This is a genomic window from Brachyspira suanatina (assembly GCF_001049755.1).
Taxonomy (GTDB): domain Bacteria; phylum Spirochaetota; class Brachyspiria; order Brachyspirales; family Brachyspiraceae; genus Brachyspira; species Brachyspira suanatina.
This window is the reverse complement of record NZ_CVLB01000001.1, coordinates 1,431,203-1,453,580: the sequence shown is the minus strand read 5'-3', so window position 1 is coordinate 1,453,580 and position 22,378 is coordinate 1,431,203. Positions and strand designations below refer to the sequence as shown.

17 protein-coding genes are annotated in these 22,378 nt (G+C 28.8%); 10 read left to right on the top strand and 7 right to left on the bottom strand.

The features are described from left to right. Positions 1–15: 15 nt before the first annotated feature. Positions 16–804 (top strand): ABC transporter ATP-binding protein, encoded by a 789-nt coding sequence (locus tag BRSU_RS06190; RefSeq protein ID WP_048594400.1) that lies wholly within the window; start codon positions 16–18, stop codon positions 802–804. A gap of 79 nt (positions 805–883) precedes the next feature. Here the strand turns inward: BRSU_RS06190 and phoU are convergent, their stop codons facing one another. From phoU to BRSU_RS06160, 6 genes are all read right to left on the bottom strand, one after another. Continuing rightward, positions 884–1,528, bottom strand: a complete 645-nt coding sequence (gene phoU, locus BRSU_RS06185; protein WP_048594399.1) for a phosphate signaling complex protein PhoU — start codon at positions 1,526–1,528, stop codon at positions 884–886. A gap of 82 nt (positions 1,529–1,610) precedes the next feature. Further along, the gene (pstB, locus tag BRSU_RS06180; protein WP_048594398.1) at positions 1,611–2,408 is read right to left on the bottom strand and encodes a phosphate ABC transporter ATP-binding protein PstB; all 798 of its coding nucleotides are present in this window, start codon (positions 2,406–2,408) and stop codon (positions 1,611–1,613) included. 28 nt (positions 2,409–2,436) lie between these two features. After that, the gene (pstC, locus tag BRSU_RS06175; protein ID WP_048594397.1) at positions 2,437–4,227 is read right to left on the bottom strand and encodes a phosphate ABC transporter permease subunit PstC; all 1,791 of its coding nucleotides are present in this window, start codon (positions 4,225–4,227) and stop codon (positions 2,437–2,439) included. Between the two features lie 105 nt (positions 4,228–4,332). Continuing rightward, positions 4,333–5,139, bottom strand: coding sequence for a substrate-binding domain-containing protein (locus BRSU_RS06170; protein ID WP_048594396.1), 807 nt, complete (start codon positions 5,137–5,139; stop codon positions 4,333–4,335). A gap of 219 nt (positions 5,140–5,358) precedes the next feature. Beyond that, positions 5,359–7,680 (bottom strand): ribonucleoside-diphosphate reductase subunit alpha, encoded by a 2,322-nt coding sequence (locus tag BRSU_RS06165; protein ID WP_048594395.1) that lies wholly within the window; start codon positions 7,678–7,680, stop codon positions 5,359–5,361. Positions 7,681–7,727: 47 nt separating this feature from the next. After that, the gene (locus BRSU_RS06160) at positions 7,728–8,798 is read right to left on the bottom strand and encodes a ribonucleotide-diphosphate reductase subunit beta (protein ID WP_048594394.1); all 1,071 of its coding nucleotides are present in this window, start codon (positions 8,796–8,798) and stop codon (positions 7,728–7,730) included. Positions 8,799–9,081: 283 nt separating this feature from the next. Here BRSU_RS06160 and BRSU_RS06155 point away from each other — a divergent pair, with 283 nt between their 5' ends. The 9 genes from BRSU_RS06155 to BRSU_RS06115 all read left to right on the top strand — a co-directional run bounded on the left by BRSU_RS06155 (position 9,082) and on the right by BRSU_RS06115 (position 20,879). Continuing rightward, the gene (locus BRSU_RS06155; protein WP_048594393.1) at positions 9,082–11,688 is read left to right on the top strand and encodes an ABC transporter substrate-binding protein; all 2,607 of its coding nucleotides are present in this window, start codon (positions 9,082–9,084) and stop codon (positions 11,686–11,688) included. Positions 11,689–11,780: 92 nt separating this feature from the next. Further along, a complete protein-coding gene (locus BRSU_RS06150) occupies positions 11,781–13,697 on the top strand; it encodes an ankyrin repeat domain-containing protein (protein ID WP_048594392.1) in 1,917 nt (638 codons plus the stop codon). Between the two features lie 65 nt (positions 13,698–13,762). Continuing rightward, positions 13,763–14,377 (top strand): hypothetical protein, encoded by a 615-nt coding sequence (locus BRSU_RS06145; RefSeq protein ID WP_014488022.1) that lies wholly within the window; start codon positions 13,763–13,765, stop codon positions 14,375–14,377. A gap of 35 nt (positions 14,378–14,412) precedes the next feature. Further along, positions 14,413–15,861, top strand: a complete 1,449-nt coding sequence (locus BRSU_RS06140) for a hypothetical protein (RefSeq protein WP_048594391.1) — start codon at positions 14,413–14,415, stop codon at positions 15,859–15,861. Positions 15,862–15,924: 63 nt separating this feature from the next. Beyond that, a complete protein-coding gene (fmt, locus tag BRSU_RS06135; RefSeq protein ID WP_048594390.1) occupies positions 15,925–16,863 on the top strand; it encodes a methionyl-tRNA formyltransferase in 939 nt (312 codons plus the stop codon). A gap of 22 nt (positions 16,864–16,885) precedes the next feature. Further along, complete coding sequence (locus tag BRSU_RS06130; protein ID WP_048594389.1) at positions 16,886–17,512, top strand: PASTA domain-containing protein; 627 nt, start codon at positions 16,886–16,888, stop codon at positions 17,510–17,512. Between the two features lie 77 nt (positions 17,513–17,589). After that, positions 17,590–18,393, top strand: a complete 804-nt coding sequence (locus tag BRSU_RS06125) for a class I SAM-dependent methyltransferase (protein WP_048594388.1) — start codon at positions 17,590–17,592, stop codon at positions 18,391–18,393. A gap of 30 nt (positions 18,394–18,423) precedes the next feature. Continuing rightward, entirely contained in the window at positions 18,424–20,160 is a 1,737-nt protein-coding gene (locus tag BRSU_RS06120; protein ID WP_048594387.1) for a flagellar assembly protein A, read from the top strand. Positions 20,161–20,183: 23 nt separating this feature from the next. Next, positions 20,184–20,879 carry a flavodoxin family protein gene (locus BRSU_RS06115; RefSeq protein ID WP_048594386.1) on the top strand — a complete coding sequence of 232 codons (696 nt, stop codon included), beginning with the start codon at positions 20,184–20,186 and terminating at the stop codon, positions 20,877–20,879. A 98-nt stretch (positions 20,880–20,977) separates the two neighbouring features. On the opposite strand, the gene BRSU_RS06110 is transcribed toward BRSU_RS06115, so the two are convergent. After that, positions 20,978–22,261: a galactokinase gene (locus BRSU_RS06110; protein ID WP_048594385.1), complete on the bottom strand. Its 1,284-nt coding sequence runs from the start codon at positions 22,259–22,261 to the stop codon at positions 20,978–20,980. Positions 22,262–22,378 lie beyond the last annotated feature (117 nt).

Sequence of the window (22,378 nt, the reverse complement as noted above, 5' to 3'; positions counted from 1 at the left end):
ATTTGGGGGGCATTTATGTTAGAATTAAAAGAAGTTTATAAAACATTTAATAGAGGCACTATCACAGAGAAAAAAGCCATTAAAGGTGTTAATCTTAAATTAAATGACGGGGATTTTGTAACAGTTATAGGCGGAAACGGAGCAGGGAAATCCACTCTTCTCAATTTGATTGCCGGAGTTTATGAAGTTGATTATGGTACAATATCAGTTGACGGAGTAGATATTACAGATAAGAAAGAGTATGCAAGGGCAGGACTTTTCGGCAGAGTTTTCCAAGATCCTATGGTTGGTACTGCTTCTAATATGGGTATAGAAGAGAATTTGGCACTTGCTAAAAGAAAAGGTAAAAGAAGAACTTTAAAATGGGGTATAACAAGAGCCGAAAGGGAAGAGTATGTGGAAAAATTAAAGAGACTTGATTTAGGGCTTGAAACAAGGTTGCAGTCAAAAGTAGGGCTTTTATCAGGTGGACAAAGACAGGCATTAACTTTGCTTATGGCTACTTTAAAAAAACCAAGACTTTTATTATTAGATGAACATACTGCGGCACTTGACCCAAAAACAGCTAAAAGAGTATTAGATTTAACAGAAGAAATCATCAGAGAAGATAAGCTAACAGCATTTATGGTTACTCACAATATTAAAGATGCTATTCATTACGGAAACAGACTTATAATGATGAATGATGGTAATATTATATATGATGTTTCAGGTGAAGAGAAAAAATCTTTAGAGATAGCTGACTTACTCAAGAAATTTGAAACTGCTGATGGTTCTTTAAGCGATAAATTATTATTATCATGATCAAAATATAATTAAATAAAAATATAAAAAATAACTCCTAACAACTATATGAAGTTAGGAGTTTTTTTATAAATAATTATTATTTAAATCTCTCGCCTGTACTGTAATAGTAAACCCATTTAGCTATATTTTCTGCATGATCCCCCATCTTCTCAAAATATTTAGCTATCATCATTAAGTATATTGCCTGATCAGCATTTTCAGCACCGCTTTTAATAAGCTCAACCATAGAATCACGCATTTTATAGAATAGCTTGTCAACCTCATCATCTTTTGCTATAACATTTTTTGAAAGTTCAGCATTTTTTTCTTTGAAAGCATTTAGACAATTAGTTATCATATATTCTATTATGTTTGACATCTCTATTATAATATCAAGATTCTCTTTATATATATTTCCTTCCAATAAGAATCTAAGCAAATCACATATATCTTTCGCCTGATCTCCGATTCTCTCTAAATCTGTAGCTATCTTTAATGCTGCTGAAACTATTCTTAAATCAGTTGCAACAGGGTGTTCTAATAAAAGCATTTTTAAAGATGAACTTTCTATTTTGTATGATATTCTATTTATGTTTCTGTCATTTTCTATTACTTGATTTGCAAGTTCAATGTCTCCATTAGTTAATGCTTTAGTAGAGTTTCTTAAAGCCTCTAATATCATGTCGCCTGCTTCACTAACATGTTCTATCAATTTATTTAATTCTTCTTCAAATTTTTTCATTTTTATCTCCATTTTTTATTGTTTTATAATTGCCTAATTAAAAAATAAAAGCTTATATTCAGCAATGATAATAAATTATTAATTAACCGAATCTTCCTGTAATATATTTTTCAGTTCTTTCATCTTTAGGTTTAGAGAATATTTCTTCTGTATCAGTGTATTCTACAATTTCACCGAATAGGAAGAAAGCAGTTTTATCCGATACTCTCATAGCCTGCTGCATATTATGAGTTACTATTACTATAGTATATTCATTTTTAAGTTCATTTATAAGGTCTTCTATTTTACCAGTACTTATAGGGTCTAATGCACTTGTAGGCTCGTCCATAAGAAGTATTTTAGGATTAACAGATAAAGCTCTTGCGATGCATAATCTTTGCTGCTGTCCTCCTGAAAGTCCTAAAGCATTTTTATTTAATCTGTCTTTTATATCATCCCAAATTGCTGCCTTTGTTAAACTGTATTCAACTATTTCATCTAATTGAGATTTCTTTTTGATTCCGAATGTTCTAGGTCCGTAAGCTATATTATCATAAACGCTCATAGCAAATAGATTTGATTTCTGAAATACCATTCCAACATTTTTTCTTAAGTATGATACATTTATATGTTTATTGTATATATCAACTCCTGCTATTTCTATATTTCCTTCAACTCTGCATTTTGGTACGAGATCATTCATTCTATTGAAAGTTTTTAAAAGAGTAGATTTTCCGCAGCCTGAAGGTCCTATAAAAGCTGTTACGCTGTTTTTATCTATGTCTATATTTATTTTTTTCAAAGCCTGAAAAGATTCATAATATAAATCTAAATCTTTAACTTTAATAATTTTATCCGTATCAAAATCAAAGTTTATTTCGTTATTTATTTCATTATTCATTTTTTATCCTTTTTATATAGTCTTAAAATTAATAATCCTTTTTTAACTTTTTATTTACAAAGAATAATAAAGCATTAAGAACTATAATCATAATAAGTAATATACTAGCTGTAGCGAAAGTTTGATTGATATATAGTCCTTCACTTGAGAACATCCACATCATAACTGAAAATGAACTTCCTGAACTCAAATAACCTTTAGGCATATATCGTACTGCACCGGCTGTATATATCAAAGCGGCACTTTCTCCTACTATCCTTCCTATGCTTAAAATAACAGAAGTCATGATTCCTGAAAATCCGCATGGAAGAACTATTTGAAATATAGTCCTCACTTTAGATGCTCCAAGTGCCAAACTTCCTTCTCTTAAACTTGCAGGAATTGACATCAGAGTTTCTTCTGTCTGTCTTATTATAGATGGCAGTATTATTAAAACTAATGTCAAAGAACCTGCTAATATACTTCTTCCTATACCCAACAAATTAGCAAATACAAGCATACCAAAAAGCCCGAACACTATTGATGGAATTCCTGATAAGCTGTCGGTAAATATTCTTATTAAAGCTATTAATTTACTTTTTGCTTTTGAATATTCAGTCAAATAAATAGCAGCAAATACTCCTAATGGAATTGCTATAATTAATGACATAAAAAGCATCATAGAAGTTGATACTATTGCAGGAAGAAGCGTCATCTGTGAATTGTTACTCTTTCCAAACAAAAGATTTAATGTTATATGAGGAAGTCCTCTTACAAGTATAAATACTACTATAAATACTAGAAATAAAGTTGATACTAGAGTTGCAAATATTGAAATATATTTGAGCATATCACCTTTTATTGTCTGCATTTTCATTTCATAATTTTTAAAAGAAAAGTTATTAATATCAGTTTTTAATTCTTTATTCTTTTTAAAAAGGCTAGTAAATGAAAATGAAAAATATAAATTATTTCTTTTCAAAAGAGATAATATTATATTTATTATAAGTATAAATAAAAGTAATACAAAAGCAGTTCCAATCAATGCGGATCTATGTATACCTGTAGCATATCCCATTTCTAAAGCTATATTAATAGTCATAGTTCTGAAATATGAGAATAAATCCTGAGGTATAAAAGGAGCATTTCCAGCTACCATCATAACCGCCATAGTTTCTCCTATAGCCCTTCCCATACCTAGAACTATAGCCGAGAATATACCGGATTTGGCAGCTTTTACTATAACACCAAAAACAGCTTGAGAATGTGTATTTCCTAAAGCTCTTGCACCGTCATAGTAATATTTATAAACCGCTTCTAAATTATATTTTGTAATCGATGTTATTGTTGGAAGTATCATCACTGCAAGTATTATAGAACTAGCTAATACTCCTTCGCCTATATCGTTTGGAGAAATATTTTTTAGAAATGGTACTAATACAGACATTCCAAAAAAACCATAAACTATTGATGGAATTCCTGCAAGCAAATCTATTACCTGAGATAGTATCACTTTTAATTTACTTGGTGCAAACATCGATATATAAACTGCTGTAAAGAAACCGAATCCTCCTCCTAATAGGGTAGATAGAATAGTTATATATACAGAGCCTACTATCATTGGAAATATACCAAAATGTTTTGATGAAGGCGACCAATCCATTCCAAAAACGAATTTTAAAAATCCTGTTTCTTTGAATATTGGAAGACTATAGATAAATATAAAAATACATATTGAAAATACAACTATAACTGAAAATATAGAACATATAAAAAATATATATTTCATAATATTATCTATTATTTCATTTCGTATATGTTTATTAATATTATTATTCAAAATTATATCCTAATTATTGATTTTTTATTTTTTCTTGATTTGTTGATAGAAAATAAAAAAAGCCGATATACAAAATCATTGTACATCGACTTATTAATTTTCTAATTAGCTAGCCACATAGCCATTTTCATTTATAACCGTTTTCCCTGCTTCACTATTAATGAAGTCTAAAAATGCCTTAGTTCCTTCATCAAGTTCAATTCCTTTTTTTGTGAATATGTAAAAGGGACGATAAAGTTTGTAGGTATCACTTTGTATATTTTCTACTGAAGCAGATACATATTCATTTTGTCCTTTTGCTTTATAAGCTAAAGGCTTTATTGTATCATCAATAGAACCTAAAGAGATATAACCTATTTTTGAAGCATCGCTCATAACTGAAGTTTTTACCTTTCCTGTTCCATCCAATATTTCAACAGTAGAAGGTAATGGATTTTCTTTTCCCACAGAAGTTAAATCAGTGAATGCACTTCTAGTACCTGATCCGTCTTCTCTTGAAATAGATTTAGTTATATTGCCTATTGCAGTATTATTCATATAAAGATTGTATAATTCTTCTTCGCTTATTTGAGTAATTTCAGAATCTTTGTTAGCGATTATTACTATACCATCTTGACATAATAAATAGCTGTCCAAACCAGTTAACTCATCTTCTTTCAAATTTCTTGAAGCCATACCTATATTGTTGTTGCCGTTTATAGTGTCTTGAACTCCAATAGTAGAATCTGATGTTTCTACTGTTACAGTGTAATCAGGATTAAGCTCTTCAAATTTTGCTGCCAATTTGAACATCAATGGAGAAACTGAAGAGGAACCTGTTATAACTATATCAGTAGCACTTGAAGCACCGCCTCCGCAAGAAATAAGTATTAACATACTTATAAGGCTTAAGAAAATCAAAATTTTTTTCATAATATTGATTCACTCCGAAATAATTTTTTGTTAATTGTGAAAATTAACGCACACCTTATATACTAAAAAAAACATTATGTCAATACAAAAATTGAAATTTAATTTAAATTTTGATATTTTTTTATAAACTATACTGGGATATATATTATAGAAGAATATTATAAAAACATATTAAGTTAACATATTTTGTTGATATGTTAACTTAATTATGTTTACTTTTTATGTGCAGGATTCGCAAACTTCTTCAAGTTCGAAATTAGATTTAGGGGTTTTCATGTAATAAAGAGTTTTTAATCCCAAATCCATAGCGTACTGAATATCGTCCCAAAGCTCTTTAGCAGAATCAGGTTTTACATAATATAAATTCAATGACTGAGACTGATCTATATATCTCTGTCTTACAGCAGCAAGCTCTATTATAGTTTTTGCAGGAATATTCCAGCATCTTTCATAGTACTCTCTATTTTTTTTGATATTAGGTACCAAGCTAGGAAGTGTTTGTATTCCTTCTTCTATGAAAAATAAATCTACTATAGGTTCTATACTTTCTGTTGCAGATACACTTTTTCCTGATGTAGCAGTAGGGGCTATTGCTCCATGGAATGAAAATCTCACACCATTATTTTTTATATTTTCTGCAAGCTTATCCCATTTCTCTTTATCTACACTTACATTAAGATTATTCTTTTTGTTGTTATTTAATAATGATATATGAAATGGAGTTAATCCTTCTTTCCATTTTGATTCATTGAAAGTTTTATAAGGTCCTCTCTCTCTTGCTAATATATTAGATGCTTCGTATATATGATAATATAAATCATCGAAAACTTTATTTGTAAATTCCAAAGCTTCTTTATCAGTATATTTTATTTTATTTGAAGCAAGTAAATTAGCATAATTGATAACGCCTATTCCTATAGGTCTATTCTTTTTGTTTGCAATTTCACCTTCTTTAACAGGATAGAATTGAGTATCTATAATATTGTCGCATCCTCTTAAAAGAGTGTAACAGAATGATTTTTTCTTTTCAGGTGAGAAATTTACCCAAGACATTAAATTTACAGAAACCAAATTACATATACCTATCTCGCCGCTTTTCTTTCTCTGTATGATTTCATATTCTCCGTCTTCATTAATGACATATTTTTCTTTTATGAGTTTAGAAGGGTAGGAAGGTATTACTATTTCCTGACAGAGGTTTGAAGCTCCTACGAATCTATTAACCATATTCTGCTCATTGATGTTGTCTACAAATGTTAAATATAAATTTCCTGTTTCCTGTCTTACTTTTAATATTTGGAATAATAAATCTTTAGCTTTTATTTTCTTTTTTCTTATAGAAGATTTACTTTCATAATACATATAAGCAACATCAAAATTTTTTCCGTATTCTTCATTTAAAAGAGGAGTTTCTTTAGGATCAAATAGAGTTACATATCCGTCTTTATTAACTCTTTCTCTGAATATATTGCTTATTCTAATAGAGTAAACTAATTTTCTAGCTCTGGTATCTTCAGTACCGCCAGCATCTTTAAGCATAATCAAATCAAGTACATCTAAATGCCACCAAGGGAAAGTAATAACGCATGCGCCTTTACGAACTCCGCCCTGATTGAATGATGATATAGTTTGCTCAACTCTTTTTATAAAAGGTATAGGACCGTCGGAACGTCCTCTATTAGTTTGTATTGTGGAACCAGCAGCTCTTATATATGAAGCATCATAAGCTATACCGCCTGAAAATTTTGAGTATAATGCCATATTTCCATCTGTTTGATTCAAGCTCCAAGTATCATCAGCAGGGGTGTTTAATATACAGCTAGCTAATTGTGCTTTTATTGTCATACTATTTGCTATTCTAGGTGTTGCAAAAGTAATTTCATGTTTTGAAAGCATATCATAAGTTCTCTTAATATATTTAAGTCTTTCAGATTTGCTTATTTCTAATTTATCTTTGTTTTCGCCTTTATAATAATCATCATAGAATGAGAACATAGCAGCTACCATATATGTTATTTGAGGAAGCTCTAATTTTTTGTTTCCTATGTTTTTACAATATTTTTTATAGAATATTGCAAGTCCTTTATATGTGAATAATAAATCTCTGTTAGGATCTATCATAGAATTTATTTTATCTAATTCTTTATCTGTGAAAAGCTGAATTATATCCTTATCATATATTTTATATTTTATACCTTTTTTTAAGAAATTTTTTATATGAGGATATGAACCTATTTTTTTTAATCCGCATGTTTCTTTATATATTTTCATTAAATAAAGTTTTTCTGCTATTGTATCATACATAGGGTATAAAGGACTTATCATGTTAACAGCAGTATTTATGAGTTCATCATATAATACTTCTATTTTCATTTTATCATTTATTTTAATATTAAGCCCTTCAAGAAGCTGATTAGTGAAAGCCTCTTTACCTTCTGTAGCCCAATCTATAACTTTTCTTAATTTTTCTTCATTAAAAGGCTCTTCTCTGCCGTCCCTTTTAATGATTATATGTTTTTTATCTTTTGTAAGTTCTATCATAATTTAACCCTGATAATTATTTTTTTATTTTGAAAATTAAGCATAAATTATAAATCGTTTTTCAAAGCACCTTTTTGATAAGAGGTGTTAGTTGTTTCCTGTAACGCAGCATTTTGCTTGTTTATATCTCTATAGCTATTAAACCAGTCTATGATATCTGATTTTTTCTCATTATATTGAGATTCAACTCCTAAATCTCTTAATCTAACCCCTGCCCAATATTTAATAAAATGTTCGCTTACTGAAGAATTAATACCTGCTACCTCATATCCGTCAAAAAGGTATTTAGCCCATTTTATCTCTTCATTAACAGTAAATTCAGTCATAGCTTTAGCCATATCATTAAACCAACCGCTTTTAAATAAATGTGTAAAACCTTGATCATTTTCTTTTCTAAGTATATTCATTACATTTTTACCAGTAGGTACATGTGTATTTAATTCATCATGTGCTATCAATTTAATAGTCTTTGTGAATCCTGCTATTGCATTGTCATAATTATTATTAATTGTGAAAGTTACAAGAAAAGAGAATGGAAACTTCACACTTTCAAGCAAATATATCCCCATAAGTAATTTTAATACTGCCTGTTTTTTTTCATCTAATGTTGCCGGAGAATTTTCTAAATTACATAGTTCATCAACATTTCCGAATAATTCTACCTCTTTCTCCATTCTATGCTTGACAAATTCATCATTGTATACTAAATCTAATGTATCTGTTGCTTCATGTCCGAATACTTCAGAAAGTCCGTAAGAATAACTTTCAGCATGTATATTTTCCTCTATAGCTATTCTTGCATATAAAATAGACCATATTGAGCTTGTAACTATTCTGTTCAATATTGATGAAAATCCTGATGTAACCCCGCTGTCCATCAAAGTTTGATATGCTATATTAAGTTTGAAAGCTCTTTGTGCATCTTGAGGCAATGAAGAGAATCTTGTTTTATCAGATTTATAATCAACTTCTTTTGAAAACCAAGTATTTCCCTCACTAGCTTCTTTCAATTTTCTAGCCACTTCATGACTTACGGAATCTATTCTTAAATAGTGTCCAAAATCTCCAAAAAATATTTTTTCATTTTCAGGTTTTTTGTCTATATCTATTACTTTCATATTTTCTCCGAGATCTTTTATTTCAAAATAATTTTGAGTTTAATTAGGTATTCTAATTTTCTTTTTTATATTTGTCAAGGACATATTTTATTTATTTTATAGATGTTTTATTATACATATACTACTAATAAAAAATATTTTATTAATAATGATATAATTTTTATATTATTTGTGGTTGTAAAAATATTTTGAATATAATTTATAGATATTATTTTATTGACTTTTATTGTTTATACTATTATTATATATTATGTTAATCTGTATATAGTAATGAGGCTAAATAATGAAATTGAATGATAAAATTTTATATAAATTTCCAATATTAATACTATTTATAATATTATTGTCATGTTCCAATAGTCAGGAAGAAATTCAACATAAAGAAATAGATAGAGGCGGTGCATTAATAGATAAAATAATATATGAAGTGAGAACAGATATGACAATAGCCATTAAAGATGTGGCAGACGGCAGAGCTGATTTAATGGCAAGCGGAATAGACGGAAGTACATATTTATCATTAGGCGAGAGTGATTTAGAAAAGCTCGATACTTATGCAGTACCTTCAGGTTCATGGTCATTATTATTTAACCCTGTACCAAATAAAGCCCCATATACAGTTACAACAATAGACGGAAAAACTCATTTTAATCCTTTAGCTATAAAAGAAGTAAGATTCGCTATGAATTTCTTAATTGATAGAAAAAAACTTGTTGATGAAATTTTAAGAGGAGCAGGACAGCCTTCATTTACACAAGCTACACCGGGACAGCCGGGTACTTACAGATATAATCTTATACCTTCAAAAATGGGTATTACAGAAAACGGCAATCAGGAAAAAGCTCTTAATGATATAAATAAAGCTATGGAGAAAGCAGCTAATCTTCCAGAGAATAGGGGGAAACTAGTAAAAGAAAATGGCTGGTGGAAATATAACGGAGAAGTAGTAACTATTAAATTTGTTATAAGGGTTGATGATCCTACAGGAAGACTTCCGGCAGGTAATGCAATATCCGATTTAATAGAGAAAACAGGAATAAAAGTTGAAAAATTATTATATGATAGAAATAAATCTACTCAAGTTGTATACGGTTCAGACCCAAAAGATTATGGATGGAATATTATAACAGAGGCTTGGGGGGCAGGTGCTACTCGTGCTTGGTGGGACGTTACATTAAGACAGATGTATGTAAGAGAAGGCAACTATATGCCTGGAGCTAATGTTGCAGAGTTTTGGAACTATGATAATAAAGAGGCTTCTAGGATAAGTGATAAAAATTCAAATGGCTGGTTTTTGACTGCAGATGAATATTGGAATGGTAATATGCGTTTGCAGGAAATAGGGCTTGAAGATGCTATCAGAATATATTTAAACTCTCAAACTCAGTTTTTTGTGGCAAATAAAGAAAGATTCAATAGAAGAATGCTTTATGGTGTAGGCGATGGTATAAATGATTGGTCTATAAGAAGTGCTGATATAAAACCAAACAGAAATGGTGAAAAAGTATTGAGAGTTCTTCAGCATTCCGCACAAGGTTCATTATTTATAAGTCCTTGGGATCCTGTAGGAGTTGGAGGATTTTCTGATGCTTATTCTGCTATAATGATAGGTCCTTGTTCTGATGCAGGTGCTTCATTTGAATCGCCTTCTACAGCAAAAACAGAATTCATACTTGGAGATCCTGATACTAATAGTTTAGAAATAGGAGTTAGAGCAGGAAATAATGGTATACCTGTTGGTACTGTAAAAGTTCCGCGAAATGCTAAAATGTACAATCCTTATACTCAAAAATGGGAAGAGGGTTTAACTGTTAAAGTTAATGATAAAGGCGAATTAGTTTATACAAAATCAGATAATCTTACTGCCTATGTAAAATGTGATTTCAAGCCTAAGAGTTTTAAATGGCATCATGGTATAGATTCATCTTTAGTTGATTTAATGTATGGAAGTGTATTCATCGCTAATATAATAACAAAAACTAATGAAAACGATAAATATTATGATTCTGCTATGGCTGGAAGATATCTTTCTGCTATGGACGGGGCTGTTGGAAGTGTAATCAATGAAGACGGAAGTTTTACTGTTTATGGAAATTATTATTGGCCTATGGATATGAATAGACAAATAGGTATTGCTTCAGTTGGTCCTAAAATAGGAAATCCTAATAGAAATACTGTTATTCCTTTCGAGATAAATGAAGCTATAATGAAAATTGTTCTTGAGGGTTCTAAATCTGGAAATGTTTATACTATTTCTCAGGATCAGTCTTTAACTTCTATAGATGTAAAAAATCCTACATGTGTATCTGACATAAAAGAGAAATTGATAGAAATGCGTGATTCTCAGTATATACCTGCCGGAATAGAAGATTTTATAACAAAAGAAGAAGCTGTTAAAAGATATCAGTCTGCTATTGATTTTATAGATAAATACGGACATGCTTATATATCAAATGGACCTTTCTTCATTTCAAGAATAGATTCTAAAGCTAATTATATAGAATTAAGTGCATTTAAAGATTATGGCTACACTGCTGAATATTGGATTGAAAAATTATCTACAAAAATGAGCAGAATAGAAGATATTGATATGCCTGCTATAGCAGATAGAAACAATGACATGAATATAGATATTTATGTTTCTTCATATAATTATCCGGATAATGCATTAGAGATGCCAGATCCTAATACAACAGTAAAAATATTGCTTCAATTACCTAATGGAGGCGAAAAGGAATATAATGCTGTTTTAGAAAATGATGTATTCAAACTCACTATACCAAAAGAAGAATTATCATCACTTCCTAGAGGAAATTATATTGTTGTTATAGAATCATATATTGCAGATGAGACACCTTATATAGAAACTAGGAATTTTGTATTACAATAGGGTAGTATATATATTTTTTACATTAATCTCTTTTAATTTATTTAAAATATGTTATCATATTCAAAAATTAATCTGCGGGGAATAGTTTGTTTATGGAAAATTTGGATAATAATAACAATAATAATTTGATTAATAATAATCAAGATAATTCAAATAATAATTTAAATTCTACCATTCAAAAAGTGGATAAGGCTAAAGAAGCTGAAGAAAATAAAAAATATATATTTAAAGTAGCCGTAGTAGCTTGTGCTATTGTATTTGTACTTCTTGTAGGTGCTGGTATACTTGTAGGTTTGTTCTTATTTGTAAAGAGCAAATCTGATATGGAGAAAATGGTTATAAACTATGAAATATACAGTGAAGAAATATATAAGAAAAAGTATGGAGATAGTATTGTAAAAGAAATGGTTAATAATAATGGTGCTGATGTTAATGAAACAGGTGATAATAATCAAAGCCCATTATTTTATGCCGTACAAAATAATAATATAAAAGCTGTAGAATTTCTAATAGAAAATAAAGCTGATGCAGAAATAGCTAATGATTCAGGAATTACTCCTCTAATACTAGCTATAAGCAATAATAATACAAAAATTGCTGAACTTCTTATAAAAGAAGGTAAGGCAAATGTATACGGTTCTTATACAGGTAATGATATAGCAAAATATCCAATGTATTATGCTGTTTCTCAAACTAATAAAACTATGATAGAACTTCTATTAAAAAATTCATTTGATTTAAAAAGAGAACCTTCACTTTTAAGTTATGCAATTGCTAATAGTGATGAAAGCATAGTGCGTTATTTAATAGATAATGGAGCAGATATCAATTATAAGAATGCTGATGGAACTACTGTACTTTATAATGCAGTTTTATCGCTTAATCCTGCATTAGTAGATTATTTTGTATCTAAAGGTGCTAAAATAGAGGATGCTGGTGAAAGCGATATGTATGGAAATATAATAATGGCTGCAGCCGGCTCTAAATTCAATAATACAAGTTCATCTCCTGTTGATTTAGTATTAGTTCAGCAGAAATCAGCAGACAGTGCCAAAGTTATGAGTAAAATAATCACAAATATAAATAAAAATACTTTAAATAGACTCATCAATGGAAAAAATGCATTAATAATAGCTTCTGGAAATTCATACATAGATACTGTAAAAGTGCTTCTTACAAATGGAGCCGATGTAAATTCAGCTGATAATGACGGATGGACTTCTTTAATGTATGCTGCTAATAACGGTGATATTGAACTTGCTAAAGTTTTAATAGAAAATAAAGCCAATGTTAATGCTAAAAGCTATGAAGAAAAAACACCTCTTTTATATGCTATGAACAGCCCTATAGAATCAAGCAGAAATGATATGATAAATCTTTTAATAGAAAATAAGGCAAATATCAATGTGGAAGACAGTAATGGGCTTAGTCCTTTAACTGTTGCTGTTATGAATAATGATGTTGAGCTTACAAAGTTATTAATAGCTAATAAAGCTAATCTTTCAGTTGTAACTAAAGATGGAGAGAGTTTAATTGAATATGCTATTAATAATGATAATGTTGATTTACTTCAGATATTAGTAGAGGCAGGGGCTGATATAAACTATGCTGGTATATCAAGCTATACTCCTTTAATGATAGCTTCAAAAAGCGGAGCTGAAAATATAGCTAGAATCTTATTAACTCAGAAAGTAGATATTAATGCCGTTGATAAATATGGTGATACAGCTTTACATATAGCTTCTGAATATTCAAAGCTTCCTATTGTAAGAATGTTATTAGAAAAAAAGCCTAATCTTAATATACAAGATCAAAATGGAGATACTCCTTTACATAAAGCTGTTAATTCTGGAAGTGTTGATATAGTAAGCGAATTAGTATTATCTGGTGCTGATGTTATGGTTAGAAATAACAGAGGAAACTATCCTATAGATATAGCCAGAGATAATAATAACAGTGCTATATTTGAGATATTAAAAGAAGCCGAAGAAAAACAGAATAATAATTAATAAAGTATTATACTATTTATACCGTTAATGAAAGCAGTGATAATTTAAATTATAAGCTGCGAATCATGAAGAAAATAATATTATTATTTGTTTTTATATTTAGTATAAGCCTATATCCTAAAATAGGTATGAAAGAATCAACTATAGTAGAGAAAAAAGACTATGGTTATATAGTTTATGCTGAGGATTATTATAGACTTTATGCATTACCATCCTATTATGCTGAATATGACTTGCTTAGAAATGTAGATTATCTTGAAAGAGCATTAGATGCACCTTTTGATTTTGTTAATAGAGCTTTAACTATTATAGAAACAGAGGAAGCATATACAAGATATAAAGATCTCATGCACATGCAGTTTAATTATCTTATAACTCAAAATTATATTTATCTTGCCGGACTTTATGATAAAAAAAATTATTATTTCTATAATTCTCAATTCGATGAGGATATAAAGAAAAGTTTTGAATATGCTGTATTTTTCTATAATTTAGCTAAGGAAAGATGGGCAGTTACTAAAGAATTAGCAGAAAAAGTTATGAAAAATAAAGCTAAATTAGAAATGGACAATTTAATTGATAAAGCATATAAAATAGCACTTGGAGAAATAGACTATAATAAAACAGCAGATAGGCAGCTTAAACATATAGATGAAATTTTACAAGAAATGGAAAATTGATTAATCATAAAAAAATTAAAAATTGGAAGTAAATTATGTTTAAGGCGATGAATAAATACTATGAGATTAATCTTGATAAACTCATAGAACTAAAAGAAATGATATCTAAAGAAAATATAGAATTAACCTGTGTTAATCCTAAAGGTATAAGTATTATTGTGCCTGGTAATTGTTTAGATATTCTTTTACAAGAAAAAGATAATGTTTTATTAAAAGATTCTAAATATTACATATCATCATTTTCTAATAAATTTTTTAATTTGAATAACCCTCAAACAAATAAAAATAATGTAGTTGAAGGATCAGATGATAGTAAATTCAATGAATATGAATATTTTTATCATATATATAAAAATTGTATATCAAAAAATGAGAAATTAAAAATAGCTAATGATAATCTTTTAAACAGAATGGTAAAAGAGAAACCAAGTAATAGACTTTATTTATTAAAGCCATATTTAGATCAATTAAAGTTAGAAGCTAAAACACCTAAAGTAACTCCTGAAATAGCACCAAATATAGAGCGTTTATTGACTGGTATGGGTATTGTTGGAAGATTAGATTTTATAAGACATCTAAAATATATAAAAAGTTCCAGTAAAAATCGTAATGATACTGTTAATACAGAAACTGAAATTATGATTTCTAGTATAATGAATAGTATAGTAACATATTTGGAAAAAGAATATTTTTATAGAGATATATTTGATAATTTAGATATGCTTGATGATCCTAATATATTAAGTCATAGTAATAGAGTTTGTATACTTATGATAGAATTCTTATACTATTATAATAATATATTTAATAAGGGATTGAGCAGTAAATTAAGACAGGATTATAAAAATCTTTATTTTGAAAAATATAAAACTATTTTAAGCAGATTTAATCTTGTAAAAAGTATAGAGAAACTAGAAAATGTGTATAGACTTGGAATAAGAAAATTTACAGGTTCTGAAATAGTAAGTTATGCTATAGGTGCTTTTTATCATGATGTTGCTATGCTTAATATGATAGATTTTGTTCCTACAGATGATTTTATTAAAGACGGAGATTTTAAAGATTTCCATACTGCTAAAGCGTACTATTTTTTAAAATATGTTCTAAATCAAAGAGAAGAATCCTGCTTATCAGTTGGACTTCATCATGAATGTTATGGTTATGGAAGCGGAATATTGAAGAATTTCTTTGATAAAAAGATAAATGATCCTAAACATAAAGTTGATTTTCTAATGTCTTTTGAGCCTGAAGATATAATAAATGCTGAATGTTTTGCTTATTTTCCAGCTAAAATGTTAGAAGTAGTGGATATATACGATACATTAACATTTATGGAAGGAAGCAGAAATAAAAATCCTGAAGAAGTAGTATTTTTTATGAAAAAGATGTTCACAGAAAATAAAATAGCTGTAGATCCTATAGTATTAGATTTGTTTATACAATTCTTATCAAATGTAAAGGGTGTTGATATTATAGAGGAATAACATTATAATTTATTTCGTAATTATATTTGACTTTTAACAATAAAAATATATAATCAATCTATTATGTATAATGTTATAATAGCTGGTTCAACCGATTTTACAAGAGATTGTATCTTACAATTAATGGAATTAGATAATGTTAATCTTAATGGAGTAATAGCTCCTATAGATACTAAAAAAGATAGAAAGGGTAATATTATCAATTCGCCTGTAGTAGAAATTGCATTAGAGAAGCATCTTAATCTTTTTCAGCCTGAAAGCATAAATAAAGATGATTTCTATAATATTTTATCAGATTTATCCCCTGATTTTTTAATAGTGGTAGCTTATGGTAAGATTCTAAATAAAAGAACATTATCATTGCCTAAGATTATGCCTCTTAATATTCATGGATCTCTTTTGCCTGTACTTAGAGGTGCTAGCCCTGTTGAGCATGCTTTGCTTTATGGATTTGAAAAAAGCGGAACTACTTTACAAAAAATGGATATAAAATTAGATGAAGGCGATATTATACTTCAGCATGAGGTTAATATAGATAAAGATTGGAAGTTTAATGATTTATATGATAAAATAAAAGAAAGTGGTGTATATTTGCTTAAAGAGTTTTTTAAAGATACTGATAAGCATATATCTAATATGATAAAGCAAGATGATTCATTAGCTACATATTGCAGTAAGATAAAAAAAGAAGATGGAAAACTTGATTTTTCAAAGGATGCACTTAGTTTGCATAATATGACGAGAGCTTTTGTTAGATGGCCTACAGCTTACTGTTTTTACAAAGATGTTTCTATAAAAGTTTTTAGTAGTGAATATGTATGTAAATTTGAGAATAATACTGATTTTGGTAAGATAGTTGATGTTAATAATAATGGTATTTATATAAATGCTCTTAATGGAATATATGTTATAAAGGAACTTCAAAGAGAAGGAAAGAAAAGACAGACCGTTAAAGAGTTTTTATGTGGAAATAAACTAGTTGTTGGAGAATATTTTAATTAAAAGTGGAGTATGATTGTAAATTATGGCTAAAATAAAAGACTTTTTTAATAAAATAATATCCTTTTTAAAAAGAATCATAAATAAAATTTTGCCTGATGGAATAATAACTGATCCTAAGTCATTTTTGGTATTTAGAAGATTGATACTTTTCGCTGTTTTGCTTTTTGTTTTACAAGCTATCGTTGTAACTTTAATAGTATTTATAGTTGTTAAATCTGGTGGTGAATCTTTTGAGCTTCCAGATGTTCAAGGAAAAGAAATATTTGAAGCATTTAATTTATTGGAAAAAGAGGGTATGAATCTCAATGTGCAGACACACTATTTTGATAATTATCCGTTGGGTACTATTGTAAGTCAGGAGCCTAAAGGTGGAGTAAAGGTTAAAAGAGGAAGAACTGTATATTTGGTAGTAAATGTTGCTGAACAAGCACTTATGAAGATGCCGGATGTTACAGGTATGAAGTATGATAAAGCTCTTAGTATAATTAGTAATGAGGTTTTAAATACTATGACAAATGTTAATATTCTGCCTAAAGTAACCATAACTGATGATATGTATGAAAATGATGTTGTATTATCACAAATTCCTGCTGCAGATGAAGTAGTAGGTGTTAATACTGAGATAATTTTAACAGTTAATAACAAATAATCTTAAATGCAATAATATTTGTGTAATATGTAAAGAAACAATCTTTTTTTCCGAATATAATATTGGAGAGTTATACAGTGGAAAACAAAGAATGTGAATTTTGTGGTAGCACTAAGTCTAAAGTTTATATAAAAACAGATTTGGTAAGTTACAATAAATGTTTAAATTGCGGACTTATATATCAATATCCTGTTTTGACTCAGGAAGAAATAAATGATATATATAGTGATAATTATTTTGAATATGAGGTAGCCAATCAGGAAAATTTTTTTGGTCTTATGAAGCTTGCTATGAAAGATATAGGATTTGATAAAATAGAAAGCGAACTTCCTAATAAAAATGTTCTTGATATAGGCTGTGCTACAGGTATGATGTTAAATTATTTGAAGACTAAAGGTTATAATGCACAAGGTATTGAAATATGCTCATCATCTGCTGAGTATGCTAGAAAAAATTATGGTATAACAGTGCATGAAAAGCCTTTGCTTGATGTAGGATTTGAAAGTGATTATTTTTCTTTCATACATTTTTCACATGTCATAGAGCATGTTCCTAATCCTGCAGACACTCTTAAAGAAATTTACAGAATACTTGCAAAAGGTGGGTATTTAGCAATCACAACACCAAATGCTGATGGTATGTTTGCTAAAAAATATGGAGGAGCTTGGAGAGCTGTAATGCCACAGCATTTATGGCTATTTTCAAAGACAACATTGTCTAAATATATGAAAAGTATAGGTTTTAATATAATCAGTGATTTTTCTTGGGGTTCTATACCTATAGAGAAGAAGCCCAATAAATTTATTAAAACTTTTTTTGATAAATATGTTAAATTATTTAATAGAGGAGATGTTATGCTCTTCTTATGTAAAAAAGTTTGAATATACTGATTCGTTTTGTAAGGAGAATATATGGCTAAAGAAGTTACAACACAAACATTATCAATTGATCCTAATAATTATGAATTTTATTATGATAATCTTGTAAATACAAGAGAAATTTACGATCAAATTGTTGATGTTGATAGCAATGATCAAAATTTATATGAGGAACTTTTAAAAAATTATGTTCGTCCTGGAGATGCCGTATTAAAATCAATTTCAAAACGAGAAGGTGTAAAAGCTAGTAAGAATGTAAAATTTGATAAAATGACAGGACTTTATAAAAGTACTGTTTATGGATATGTATTTTATGATGAGCTTAAGTCTGTTTCTATTATTCCTGTTATCAATGTAGCTGATAAATGGAGAGGGGTAATGGTTCTTCCTCCTCAAAAGCGTCAGAAAAAACAGCTTGTACTTGAGGAAATACAAACTATTATATCCCAAATACCTATAAAATTAATGGTTAATTATGATAAAATAACTGAACTTGTAGAGTATAATTTGAAATATGATGAAGGTGTTATGTGTGTCTTTGTTGAAGGCAGAAAACCTATAGATGGTAACGTTCAAAAAGTTATACTTGACTATGATTTTACTTTGGACAGTGGAAAAGAATCAGAAACAGGTGCCATAGACTTTAAAGAAAGAGGATTCATTCATAATATAGAAGCAGGAATTCAAATAGCTCACTTCATGGAGGAAAAACCTTCTATTGATGGACTTGATATATATGATGTGTTAATGGAAGCTCATCATGATGATGATCCCTGCTATAAATTAGGAAAAAATGTTGTTGTTGATCCTGATGGTATTACTATTAGAAGCGGTATAAGAGGTATATTAAGCAATCACAATAATACTTTATCAGTAAGTACTGTAGCAGAAATAGATAAAGTAGATTTATCAACAGGTAATATAGAAGTTAATGGTTCTCTTATTATTAAAGATAATGTTGCTCCTGGATTTTCTATAAAAACAGAGGGCGATATATATGTACATGGTAATATTGAGGATGCATATATAGAATGTGCAGGTAATTTAATAGTTTCCGGCGGTATAATAGGAGGTCCTAACAGTACAATACATGTTAATGGAAAGATGTATTCTCAATTCATTAGAAATGCTAATATAATATGTAAAGGGGATGTATTATCTCAGCAGCTTGTTAATGCTGAAATAGCTGGAAATGACAGAGTTATTGTACTTGAAGGTAAAGGTGTTATTATTGGAGGAAATGTTAAGGCTTTGAATGGTGTCTGGGCTAAAAGTATTGGTTCTATGAGTGAATCAAAAACTACTATTACAGTTGGTAGAGATGCTGAAGCTGATGCAGAGTTTAAAAATATTGTTGCTACAGTTAAAACTAATAAAGAAGAGATGAGTAAGATTAAATCTCTTTTAGGTACAGAGTATTTTAAAAATCCAAAAGCATTTATACAGAGAATACCGCCTAATAAAAGAGAAGGAATAAAAGATATACTTAGAAGAATTACAAATCTTGTAAGAGAAACAGCTCAATTAGAGGCTAAAAGAGATGAAATGAGTGCTGAATTTGAAAAATTATCACATAGCAGCATCACTTCTATGGAAGGATTTTTCCCTGGAGTTACAATATATATTTCAAGTTTAAGAAAATATATATCTAAAAAGATTTCAGGAACAGAATATTTCTATTCAAAAGAACTTAGAGATATTTCAGAGAAAGCTCCTAAATTGCTTCCTTTAGAAGAGTATGATTTCCCTAGAGAGATAAAGAGAGATTAATCTTTTAAGGTGTAAATTAAACAATGAAAATAGCAGTCATACATGGACAGAATCATAAAGGTTCAACATATCATGCAGCAAAAATGCTTTATGATAGATTGGGAGGAGAAGTTACAGAGTTTTTTCTTCCTAGAGATTTTAGCTCTTTTTGTGTAGGCTGTAATAATTGTTTTATAAAATCTGAAACTTTATGTCCTCATTATGATAAATTAAAACCTATTACAGATGCTATGGACAATGCTGACATAATAATATTAGCAAGTCCTGTGTATGTGTATCATGTAACAGGTGCTATGAAGGCTTTTTTAGATCATTATGGTTATAGATGGATAGTCCACAGACCAAATGAATCAATGTTCAAAAAACAGGCTGTATGTATTTCTACTGCTGCAGGTGGAGGAATGAAAAACACTTGTAAAGATATGTCTGATAGTACTTTCTTTTGGGGAGTAGCAAAAACATATAGTTATGGATTTGCAGTAAGAGAAGTTACTTGGAATAATGTTAAAGATGAAATAAAAGATTCTATTGCAAGAAAAATGGATTTAGCTGCAGAAAAAATAAAAAGGGAATATGGTAAAGTTAATCCTTCTATAAAAACAAAGATATTTTTTAAAATAATAAAATCATTGCATAAGAAGAAAAATTTCACTGAGAATGATTTTAATTATTGGAATGATAGAGGCTGGTTAAACAATACAGTACCTTGGAAAAATTAATTTTGAATTAGAAATTAATTATATAAAAAAGACAAGACTATAAAATTAGACTTGTCTTTTATTTTTTATTGTTAGTTATAATTATCAGTTATGATTTTTTAGATTGCACAAACAGGAGATTGTCTCACTCTTATTTTTACAGCACTTCCTTCGCCAAATATTGAATTCATATATTTTTTATATTCTTCAACTTTATTTACAGGTATTAAAGCCTGTATAGTTCCAGCGAATCCGCCTCCATGTACACGGCAAGCACCTTCGTCTTTTAAAAAGTCTTTTGTTAGAGTAAGTCCTAAAGCTACTCCCATATTTTTTGAACTTGTAACAGAATAGCAGTTTTGTAAATACATAAAGCTTGAAAGTCCTGATTCGTTCATAAGTTTTATATATGTATTTATATCATCTTTTTTAAGTGCATTTATTTGATTGATAACTCTTTCATTTTCCTCTAAAAAGTGATAAGCTCTCATTATAGCTCTATCTCCAACTTCAGCTCTTAATTTAGAAGCATTATCAATCAATTCTTTTTTAGTTATCCTTCTGCATACTTTTTTTCCTAAATAATTTGCAACAGCATTCATTTCTTCTCTTATAGCAGCATATTCATTTGTAAGTCCGCTATGATCTCCTTTAGCATCAACTATCATAAGAGCATAACCTTTGCTTTCAAAATCATATTCAACTTTTTCTATTATAGGGTTATCATTATCTTTGAAATCTATAGACATAATACCGCCTACAGAACATCCCATTTGATCCATAAGTCCGCAAGGCTTTCCAAAATAAACATTTTCAGCATACTGCCCAATTTTTGCTATATCAACTTTGCTTATTTTATCTTCATTGTATAGTGCATTCTGTATTTCGCCAATCAAAGATTCAAAGCTCGCTGAACTGCTTAATCCGCTTCCTATAAGTACTTTATTATTTAAAGTTACTGTACATCCGCCTATATTGTATCCTTTATTTTTTATTCCGGCACAAACGCCTCTTGTTAGAGCATTAGATTTTCCATACTCATCTTTATTTATATTCAAGTCATTAATATCTATGATGTCAGGATTATTAGAATAGTCAGTATAAACAACTATTTTATTATCATCTCTTTTTGCAACTACTGCCAACTTATCTAAATTTATAGAAGCAGTTAATACACATCCATTATTATGATCTGTATGATTACCTGAAAGTTCAGTTCTTCCTGAAGCACTAAAAACATATATTTCCTGAGTTTTTTCTATACTTTCAAAATGTTTTATAGTATCACTTAATCTGTTATATGCTTCAGATATACTGTATGCATCATTTCCATAAATAGAAGAAAATTTTTCATCCATCTTTTTCTCTTTTAAATAGTCTTTTAATTGGCTGATATTATACATATTGAATCCTTAATTTTAATAATACTATTATGATATACAATTATATTAATTTTGTCAAAGAAAAATATTAAAAATAAAAAATATTTACAATTAAGTTGTAAATTTACCGAATATTTA